The 9,613-nt window shown below is 73.0% G+C and carries 9 protein-coding genes and 1 pseudogene; 7 read left to right on the forward strand and 3 right to left on the reverse strand.

Going from position 1 to position 9,613, the window contains the following annotated elements; genetic code table 11:
* The first annotated feature begins 194 nt into the window (after positions 1 to 194).
* Both AB0O00_RS21305 and AB0O00_RS21310 read left to right on the forward strand, forming a co-directional pair.
* A complete protein-coding gene (locus tag AB0O00_RS21305; protein WP_359972850.1) occupies positions 195 to 320 on the forward strand; it encodes a hypothetical protein in 126 nt (41 codons plus the stop codon).
* Positions 321 to 453: 133 nt separating this feature from the next.
* On the forward strand, positions 454 to 1,062 hold the full coding sequence (locus AB0O00_RS21310; protein WP_363654031.1) for a nucleoside triphosphate pyrophosphatase: 609 nt from the start codon (positions 454 to 456) through the stop codon (positions 1,060 to 1,062).
* A gap of 1 nt (position 1,063) precedes the next feature.
* On the opposite strand, the gene AB0O00_RS21315 is transcribed toward AB0O00_RS21310, so the two are convergent.
* A complete protein-coding gene (locus AB0O00_RS21315) occupies positions 1,064 to 1,822 on the reverse strand; it encodes a hypothetical protein (protein WP_363654032.1) in 759 nt (252 codons plus the stop codon).
* A gap of 99 nt (positions 1,823 to 1,921) precedes the next feature.
* Between AB0O00_RS21315 and AB0O00_RS21320 the strand changes: the two genes are divergently transcribed.
* Positions 1,922 to 2,671 (forward strand): hypothetical protein, encoded by a 750-nt coding sequence (locus tag AB0O00_RS21320; protein WP_363654034.1) that lies wholly within the window; start codon positions 1,922 to 1,924, stop codon positions 2,669 to 2,671.
* Between the two features lie 220 nt (positions 2,672 to 2,891).
* Positions 2,892 to 4,667, forward strand: a complete 1,776-nt coding sequence (locus AB0O00_RS21325) for a biotin carboxylase N-terminal domain-containing protein (RefSeq protein WP_363654036.1) — start codon at positions 2,892 to 2,894, stop codon at positions 4,665 to 4,667.
* Positions 4,668 to 4,754: 87 nt separating this feature from the next.
* Here AB0O00_RS21325 and AB0O00_RS21330 read toward each other — a convergent pair whose 3' ends face one another.
* Positions 4,755 to 5,747, reverse strand: a complete 993-nt coding sequence (locus AB0O00_RS21330; protein ID WP_363654038.1) for a DeoR/GlpR family DNA-binding transcription regulator — start codon at positions 5,745 to 5,747, stop codon at positions 4,755 to 4,757.
* A gap of 200 nt (positions 5,748 to 5,947) precedes the next feature.
* Entirely contained in the window at positions 5,948 to 7,402 is a 1,455-nt protein-coding gene (locus AB0O00_RS21335) for an NAD(P)H-quinone dehydrogenase (RefSeq protein ID WP_363654040.1), read from the reverse strand.
* Between the two features lie 78 nt (positions 7,403 to 7,480).
* Between AB0O00_RS21335 and AB0O00_RS21340 the strand changes: the two genes are divergently transcribed.
* The 3 genes and pseudogenes from AB0O00_RS21340 to AB0O00_RS21350 form a co-directional block, all read left to right on the forward strand.
* On the forward strand, positions 7,481 to 7,918 hold the full coding sequence (locus AB0O00_RS21340) for a gamma-glutamylcyclotransferase (protein WP_363654042.1): 438 nt from the start codon (positions 7,481 to 7,483) through the stop codon (positions 7,916 to 7,918).
* A 159-nt stretch (positions 7,919 to 8,077) separates the two neighbouring features.
* Entirely contained in the window at positions 8,078 to 8,953 is an 876-nt protein-coding gene (locus AB0O00_RS21345; RefSeq protein ID WP_363654044.1) for a purine-nucleoside phosphorylase, read from the forward strand.
* Positions 8,954 to 9,106: 153 nt separating this feature from the next.
* Positions 9,107 to 9,613, forward strand: a pseudogene (locus tag AB0O00_RS21350) (phospho-sugar mutase); the annotation flags it as partial.

The following is a 9,613-nucleotide window of genomic DNA, read 5'->3' on the forward strand; positions in this document are numbered from 1 at the left end:
AAAACTTCTTACCCCCACACCCCCTACCTCATATAGCCGACCCCCCCCCCATCATTGGGGGTGGCGTGGTTGGGGCGCCCGGCCGACTTCCCACTCCTCTCCTTGTCACGAGCACTTCGTTCCGGCCCGAATTGCCCGGAACCTGAGTACGGATACTCAGGCGCCCCGCCCGGCCCGCGGCGCACCCTGGAAGGGTGCTCTGGTCAGACCCCCGCGACGAGCCCTCCCCCGAGGCCCGCCGGGTGCAGGAGAAACTGCACCGCGCCGGCCGTGTGCTCGCCGCCTACCTGCTCGTGATCGCCGTGCTGCTCCTGCTGTGACCACGGAAGCAACCACGGCGGCGACCACGGCAGCAACCACAGCACCGCCCACGGCGATGACCACGGCGGCGGCGACCCGGGAGACCGCCGTTCACCCGAACGGCGGACAGCACGACCCCCTACGCTGGTGGTCATGACCGACCAGCGCGCCCTCGTCCTCGCCTCCGCCTCCCCCGCCCGCCTCGGCCTGCTGCGCCAGGCGGGCCTCGACCCGCGCGTGGTGGTCAGCGGCGTCGACGAGGACGCCATCACCGCCGCCACCCCGGCCGAACTCGCCCTCGTCCTCGCCGAGGCCAAGGCCAAGGCCGTCGCCGCCGAACTCACCGGCGGCGAACTCGTGATCGGCTGCGACTCCGTCCTGGAGCTCGACGGACAGGCCCTCGGCAAGCCCGCCGACGCCGCCGAGGCGCTCGCCCGCTGGCAGTCGATGCGCGGCCGCGCCGGCGTGCTGCGCACCGGCCACTGCGTCATCGACACCGTGACCGGCCGGCAGTCCTCGGCCACCGCCTCCACGACCGTCCGCTTCGGCACCCCGGACGACGCCGAGATCGCCGCCTACATCGCCTCCGGCGAACCGCTGCACGTGGCCGGAGCGTTCACCCTGGACGGCCGCTCCGCACCGTTCGTCGAGGGCATCGACGGTGACCACGGCAACGTCATCGGCCTCTCCCTGCCGCTGCTGCGCACCCTGCTGGCCGACCTCGACCTCCGCATCACCGACTTCTGGACCAGCAACAACTGATTCACTGCGCCGGGACGTTCTGCGCCAGGAAGGCCAGGACGTCCGGCAGGGCGCCGTCGGCGAGCAGGTCGGCGCCGTGGCGGGAGCCCGGGTAGAGCTTGAGCACCTTCGCGGGCGACACCGAGATCGCGTAGAGGTCCTTGGCGTCGCCCGCGAACGGCGAGTCGTCCTCCTCCGCCGCGAACAGCACCGGGGCCTTGATCTTGGCCACCGCGATGCGCGCGCGGTCCCCCGCGTAGTCGGTCGGGCCGCTCAGCGAGACCACCGCCGCCACCGGCAGCGGGGTCGACGCCTCGGCGGCGGCCTCCAGCGAGCCGGTCCCGCCCTTGGAGGCGCCGACCAGGACGACCTCGGTGATGCCCTTCCCGGCCAGCCAGGTCAGCGCGGCCGGGACGTCCCGCGCCGGGCTGCCGGGCTCCTCGGTGGCGAGCACCGCGTACCCGGCCTTGGTGAAGTCCGCCAGGTACGGCACCCAGTCGCAGATCGAGCCCGAGAGCTGGTGCGAGAAGAACAGCGCGACCTTGGCCGATCCGGCGTCGGACTGCCGGAAGTACCCGGGCCGGACCCCGGACACGGCCGGCACGTTGATGCTGCCCGTCCGGTTCTGCTCCTCGGTGAGGCACCCGAATCTCCGCGCCGGATCCGCCGTCGGGCTCGGCGCGCTCGGCGCCGCCGTCGACCCCACGGACTGGCACCCCGCCGTCGCGAGCAGCGCCAGTACGGCCGCCGCGACGCCCAACTTCCCCGTTTTTACCGTCATTTGGCGAACGCTAGGCACCGCCGGTGGCACCGTCAATGGTCCGGACGGACGCCCCCCCGCTAGGCTGTCCGCCGTTTCGAACGGGGAGGGACGGCACCGATGACCGACAACGTGCTCAACGTCGTGCTGGGCCTGGTGGCGAGCGCCATCAGCGCCGGGCTCGGCTGGCTCGCCCAGGCCCTGCGGCGGCGCCGCAAGGTGGAGCGGGTGCGGGCCTTCTTCGGCCTGCCCGCCGGCAGCGAGTGCCTGATCGTCGTGAACCGGCACGCCTCCGCGCCCAGTTCGAGGAGCGTCGCACGCAACGACGTGTACGCCCTCATGGAACTGGCCGCACTGGTCAAGGAGTGCGGCGCACGGGCCGAGCTGGTGGCGCACGACGAGGTCCGCCAAGGCCTCGGGGACAAGGGCGAGTTCTGCATCGGCGGCCCGGCCAGCAACGAGCGGACGGCGGCCCACCTGGCCTCCTGGCTGCCCGGGGCCGGATACGCCCCGGACCCGGACGGCCGGGCGCCGGTGCTGACCGTGGGCAGCAAGGAGTTCCGGTACGCGGACGAGGACGAGCCCGGCGGCGGCCACTCCTTCGCCCTGCTCGCCCGGCTGCGCCCGACCGCCGGCGACCGGCCGACCTTCCTGGTCGCGGGCCAGACCGCCGTCGCCAACCACGCCGCCGTCCGCCACCTGGTCGCCAACCACCGCAAGCTCGCGCGGCGGCACTCCGAGGACGGCTCGTTCGTGCTGGTCCTCAAGGTCGTCAACCCCAAGGCCTACGGTCCCGACGTCGTCGAGCTCGCCGCCGACGTCACCGCCGACGCCCTGCGCAGGAGCAGCCAGGCCCCGGCCCCCGCGTGAGTGTGGCCAAGCCCACCGGCCCGCCACGCCGCCGCGTCACGACCCCGCCGTCACCGGGCCGCAGCCGCCCCGGCCGCCCCACCTGCGAGGACGTCCCGGAGGCCGCTCACCGGGCCGCGAAACACATCACCGTCCGTGTGGGATAGTTCACAACCTGGGGCTACTCGCCGGTACTGCCCAGGAATCCATAAACTCAACGAGGTTCAAGAAGGGAGCCACAGTGCGCAAGGTGCTCATCGCCAACCGCGGGGAAATCGCTGTCCGCGTCGCTCGGGCCTGCTCGGACGCCGGTATCGCCAGCGTCGCCGTCTACGCCGAGCCGGACCGGGATGCGCTGCACGTGCGCGCGGCCGACGAGGCTTACGCGCTGGGCGGTGACACCCCCGCGACCAGCTACCTGGACATCGCGAAGGTCCTGAAGGCCGCCGAGGACTCGGGCGCGGACGCGGTCCACCCCGGTTACGGCTTCCTGTCGGAGAACGCGGACTTCGCCCAGGCCGTCCTCGACGCGGGTCTGACCTGGATCGGCCCGCCCCCGCAGGCCATCCGCGACCTCGGTGACAAGGTCACCGCCCGCCACGTCGCCCAGCGCGCCGGGGCCCCGCTGGTCGCCGGCACCCCCGACCCGGTCTCCGGGGCGGACGAGGTCGTCACGTTCGCCCGGGAGCACGGTCTCCCGGTGGCGATCAAGGCGGCCTTCGGCGGCGGCGGCCGCGGCCTCAAGGTCGCCCGCACGCTCGAGGAGATCCCCGAGCTGTACGAGTCGGCCGTGCGCGAGGCCGTCGCGGCCTTCGGCCGGGGCGAGTGCTTCGTCGAGCGCTACCTCGACAACCCGCGCCACGTCGAGACCCAGTGCCTGGCGGACAAGCACGGCAACGTCGTGGTGGTCTCCACCCGCGACTGCTCGCTGCAGCGCCGCCACCAGAAGCTCGTCGAGGAGGCCCCCGCGCCGTTCCTCACCCCCGAGCAGAACGCCGAGCTGTACCGCGCGTCCAAGGCCATCCTCAAGGAGGCCGGCTACGAGGGCGCCGGCACCTGCGAGTTCCTCGTCGCGCTGGACGGCACGATCTCCTTCCTGGAGGTCAACACCCGGCTGCAGGTCGAGCACCCGGTGACCGAGGAGGTCACCGGCATCGACCTGGTCCGCGAGATGTTCCGCATCGCCGACGGCGAGGAGCTCGGCTACGGCGACCCCGAGGTGCGCGGCCACTCCTTCGAGTTCCGCATCAACGGCGAGGACCCGGGCCGCGGCTTCCTGCCCGCCCCCGGCACGGTGACGCTGTTCGCCCCGCCGTCCGGCCCGGGCGTGCGCCTGGACTCGGGCGTCGAGACCGGCTCGGTCATCGGCCCCGCCTGGGACTCGCTGCTGGCCAAGCTGATCGTCACCGGCCGCGACCGCAAGCAGGCCCTGGAGCGGGCCAAGCGCGCGCTGACCGAGTTCAAGGTGGAGGGCATGGCCACCGCCATCCCGTTCCACCAGGCCGTCGTCACGGACCCGGCGTTCGCGCCCGAGGTGCACGGCGGCGAGGGCCCGTTCACGGTCTACACGCGCTGGATCGAGACCGAGTTCGACAACACCATCGCCCCGTTCGCCGGTGCCGCCGGCGAGGGCGAGGAGGCCGAGGGCCGCGAGACCGTCGTCGTCGAGGTCGGCGGCAAGCGGATCGAGGTCTCCCTGCCGTCCTCCCTCGGCGTCTCGGCGGCTCCGGCCGCGGGCGCGACGGGTGCGGCCAAGGCCAAGCGCCGCGTGGGTGCGAAGAAGGCCGGCTCGGCCGTCAGCGGTGACACGCTGGCCTCGCCGATGCAGGGCACGATCGTCAAGGTCGCCGTCGAGGAGGGCCAGGTCGTCGCCGAGGGCGAACTCATCGTCGTCCTGGAGGCCATGAAGATGGAGCAGCCCCTCAACGCCCACAAGGCCGGCACCGTCGTCGGCCTCAAGGCCGAGGTCGGCGCGAGCGTCAGCAGCGGCGCCGCGCTCTGCGAGATCAAGGACTGAGCGAGATCAAGGACTGACACTCCGTCAACCGACCGGTCCGTACGCCCCCCGCGGGTGTGCGGACCGGTCGCGTTTCACCCTTCGGTGTCACCGCCCGCGCGGGACGCCCAACTCCGCCAGCCGGACCTGCATCCCGGCCGGCCCGGTCGGGCCCCCGTGCGCCCCGGGCCGGCGCTGCCCGGGCAGCGGGGCGCCGCCGGGGGGCGGACCGGCCCGGCGCGCCAGCGGTCCCGGCTGGGTCTGGTGGACGGGCCCGCTGCCGGTGCCGTGCACCGGGGCGTCCCCGCTGGGGGCGGCGCCGAGCGGCGCCAGGTCGATCTGCACCCCGCAGTCGGCGAGCGCGTCCAGCTCGCGCGCCGAGGCGTCGTCCGCGGTCGCGTGCTCGTCGGTGACCAGCCGGGTGATGGTCTCGGTGGGCACGGTCTGGAACATGCTGTCCTCGCCGAGCTTGGTGTGGTCGGCGAGGACGATGACCTCGGCGGCCGACTGCACCAGTGCCCGGTCCACGCTCGCGGACAGCATGTTCGCGGTCGACAGGCCGCGCTCGGCGCTGAGCCCGTTGCCCGAGATGAAGGCCTTGGAGACCCGCAGCCCGTGCAGCGACTGCTCGGCACCGCTGCCGACCAGCGCGTAGTTGGAACCCCGCAGGGTGCCGCCGGTCATCACCACCTCCACCCGGTTGGCGTGCGCCAGCGCCTGGGCGACGAGCAGCGAGTTGGTGACGACGGTCAGGCCGGGCACCCGGGCGAGCCGGCGGGCCAGCTCCTGGGTGGTGGTGCCGGCGCCGACGACGACCGCGTCGCCCTCCTCCACCAGTCCGGCGGCGAGGTCCGCGATGGCGCTCTTCTCGGCCGCGGAGAGGTGGGTCTTCTGCGGGTAGCCGGGTTCGCGGCTGAAGCCGCCGGGGAGCACCGCGCCGCCGTGCCGGCGGTCGAGGAGCCCTTCTGCCTCCAGCGCCCGTACGTCCCGGCGCACGGTCACTTCGGAGGTCTGGACGACGCGGGCCAACTCCCGGAGCGAGACCGCTCCGTTGGCGCGCACCATTTCGAGGATCAACTGGCGACGTTCTGCTGCAAACACAGAACCGACGGTAACGTGCGTGACCGTCTGCTTTCAGGCGTTTGCAGCTAGTAGCGGGAAATGCTCACGCACGAGCGGCGCGTGACCGTACAATGCGCGCCGTCGATAACCCGGGACTGCGCCCGCCGTACGGGTGAGGACCGCGTGCGCGAAAAGGGCGGCCACCGACCGGTGACCGCCCTCAACTGCGCGCCGGATGCTCAGGATTCGCCGTCGGCCCGCTTGCGGATGTGCAGCTGCCGGGCGGCCTCGGCGGTCGAGCCGGACACCGACGGGTAGACGGTGAACGCGCTGGCCACCTGTTCGACGGTCAGATTGGCGTCCACCGCGAGCGAGATCGAGTGGATCAGTTCGCTCGCGCGCGGGGCGACCACGACGCCGCCCACCACGATGCCGGTGCCCGGGCGGCAGAACAGCTTCACGAAGCCGTCCCGGATGCCCTGCATCTTCGCCCGCGGGTTGCCGCGCAGCGGCAGCTTGACCTCGACCGCGTCCATCTTGCCGCACTGCACGTCGGCGGCGGTGTAGCCGACGGTGGCGATCTCCGGGTCGGTGAAGACGTTGGAGGCGACGGTCTTCAGGTTGAGCGGCTGCACCGCGTCGCCGAGCGCGTGGTACATCGCGATCCGGCCCTGCATGGCGGCCACCGAGGCGAGCATGAAGACGCCGGTGCAGTCGCCGGCCGCGTAGACGCCCGGGGCGCTGGTGCGCGAGACCCGGTCGACCTGGATCTGGCCCCAGTCGTTGAGCTTGACCCCGGCCTCCTCCAGCCCCATCTCGGCGGTGTTGGGGATCGAGCCGACCGCCATCAGGCAGTGCGTGCCCTCGATCACCTTTCCGTCGCCCAGGGTCACCTCGACCTTGTCGCCGATGCGCTTGACGCTCTCGGCGCGGCTGCGGCCCATGACGTTCATGCCGCGGCGGCGGAAGACGTCCTCCAGCACCTCGGCGGCGTCCGGGTCCTCACCCGGCAGCACCCGGTCGCGGCTGGACACGAGGGTCACCTTGGAGCCGAGCGCCTGGTAGGCGCCGGCGAACTCGGCGCCGGTCACACCGGAACCGACCACGATCAGCTCGCGCGGGAGCTCCTCCAGGTCGTACACCTGGGTCCAGGTCAGGATCCGCTCGCCGTCCGGCTGGGCGTCCGGCAGCTCGCGCGGGTGGGCGCCGGTCGCGATCAGCACCGCGTCGGCGCGAAGCGAGTGCACCGTGCCGTCGGGGGAGTCCACGAGCACCTCGCGGGAGCCGTCCACGGCCTGGCCGCCGGCGCCGAGCCGGCCCCGGCCGCGCAGCACGGTGACGCCCGCGCGGGTGACCGACTGGGTGATGTCGTGGGACTGGGCGATCGCCAGTCGCTTCACACGGCGGTTGACCTTGCCGAGGTCCACGCCGACGACCTTGTCGCCGTGCTCGCGCGCGGCGGCGTCCCGGGCGACGGTGATGCCGAGCTCGTCGTAGGAGCTGTCGAAGGTGGTCATCACCTCCGCGGTCGCGATCAGGGTCTTCGACGGCACGCAGTCCGTGAGCACCGCCGATCCGCCCAGACCGTCGCGGTCGACGACGGTCACCTCCGCGCCGAGCTGAGCGGCGACGAGAGCCGCCTCGTAGCCGCCGGGTCCGCCACCGATGATCACGATCCGAGTCACGCTCACCATTGTCCCGCACGCCCAGAGCGCTGCCACGCCGGGGTACGGGCTTCTGTGCGATCGCCCAGTCGCCGTAGTCTGGCCCGCATGCCCCTTTACGCCGCGTATGCCACGAACCTCGATGCCCGGCAGATGACCCGCCGCGCCCCGCACTCCCCACTGCGCGGCACCGGCTGGCTGGACGGCTGGCGGCTCACCTTCGGCGGCGAACAGCTCGGCTGGGAGGGCTCGCTGGCCACCGTCGTCGAGGACGAGAAGGACCGGGTCTTCGTCTCCCTCTACGACATCGCGCCGATGGACGAGGAGGGCCTGGACCGCTGGGAGGGCGTCCAGCTCGGCATCTACCGCAAGATCCGGCTGCGCGCGCAGACCCTGGACGGCGACATCCCGGTGTGGACGTACGTCCTCAACGACTACGAGGGCGGCCTGCCCGCGGCCCGCTACCTCGGCCTGATCGCCGACGCGGCGGAGAGCGCCGGCGCGCCGGACGACTACGTGATGGACCTCCGCCGCCGGCCCTGCTGAGCCGTCGCGGGGGGCGGGCCTTCCGGGCCCCGGACCGACCCGGAAGGCCCGTCCCGAGGACCACCGGAGGGCGGTGCGGAACTGTCGATACCCACGAGGCGTGTCACCCGAAAAGCGCCAACGAGCTGTGCATTCGGGTCAACCGGGTAACGATCCGGCATGCCGCGCCGGATTTTCTACGCGCGTAGTCGATTCCCGTCTATCCTCGGACCCGTGAACGCTACTCCTCAGTCGGTCGTCTCCGCCGACCCCTACGCCGCCGCCCAGGCCGCCGCCGCGCGCCTGCGCGAGCTGACCGGTGCCGAGCGCCACGACGTCGCCCTGGTGATGGGCTCCGGCTGGGTGCCGGCCGCCGACGCCCTCGGCGAGACCGTGGCCGAGTTCCCGGTCACCGAGCTCCCGGGCTTCCCCGCCCCCGCCGTCGCCGGCCACGCCGGCAAGATCCGCTCGGTGAAGATCGGCGACAAGCGCGCCCTGATCTTCCTCGGCCGCAACCACTACTACGAGGGCCACGGCGTGGCCACCGTCGTCCACGGCGTGCGCACCGCCGCCGCGGCCGGCTGCGAGGTCATCGTCCTGACCAACGGCTGCGGCGGCCTCCGCCAGGGCTGGGTCCCCGGTCAGCCGGTGCTGATCAGCGACCACATCAACCTGACCGCGGACTCCCCGATCGTCGGCGCCAACTTCGTCGACCTCACCGACCTGTACTCCAAGCGCCTGCGCACCCTGTGCCGCGAGGTCGACCCGACCCTCGACGAGGCCGTCTACGTGCAGTTCCGCGGCCCGCACTACGAGACCCCGGCCGAGGTCAACATGGCCCGGGTGATCGGCGGCGAGCTGGTCGGCATGTCCACCACCCTGGAGGCCATCGCCGCCCGCGAGGCCGGCGCCGAGGTGCTCGGCATCTCGCTGGTCACCAACCTGGCCGCGGGCATCACCGGCGAGCCGCTCAACCACGAAGAGGTCCTGGAGGCCGGCAAGGCCTCGGCCGAGCGCATGGGCGAGCTGCTGGGCAAGGTCCTCGAGCGGATCTGACCCGGCACGGCGCACAATCATGAGCGACGGGGCCCGCGGGCGGCCGTGATCCCGCTGATCACACCCGCCCACGGGCCCCGTCCGCATGCGCACACCTTCTTTGCGGAACCCTCCGGCCGACCCACCGACGCACTTCCCGATGGAGCACCCGCCATGACGCAGGCACCCACCACCGACCTCCTCGCCCGGGCCCGGGCCTGGCTGGCCGAGGACCCCGACCCGCAGACCCGCGAGGAACTGACCGCGCTGCTGGCGCGCGCCGAGGACCCGGCGGCCGACGAGGACGGCAAGCTCGCCTGGGCCGAGCTCAGCGAGCGCTTCGCCGACCGGCTCCAGTTCGGCACCGCCGGCCTGCGCGGCGAGCTCGGCGCCGGCCCGATGCGGATGAACCGCGCCGTCGTCATCCGGGCCGCCGCCGGCCTGGTCGCGTACGTGAAGAAGCAGGGCCTCGGCGACCTCGTCGTGATCGGCTACGACGCCCGCCACAAGTCGTACGACTTCGCCCGCGACACCGCCGCCGTCGTGGTCGGCGCCGGCCTGCGCGCCGCGCTGCTGCCCCGCCCGCTGCCCACCCCGGTGCTCGCCTTCGCGATCCGCCACCTGGGCGCCGCCGCCGGCGTCACCGTCACCGCGAGCCACAACCCGCCGCAGGACAACGGC

Origin of the sequence: Kitasatospora sp. NPDC093558 (assembly GCF_040683475.1) — a bacterium.
GTDB lineage: Bacteria > Actinomycetota > Actinomycetes > Streptomycetales > Streptomycetaceae > Kitasatospora.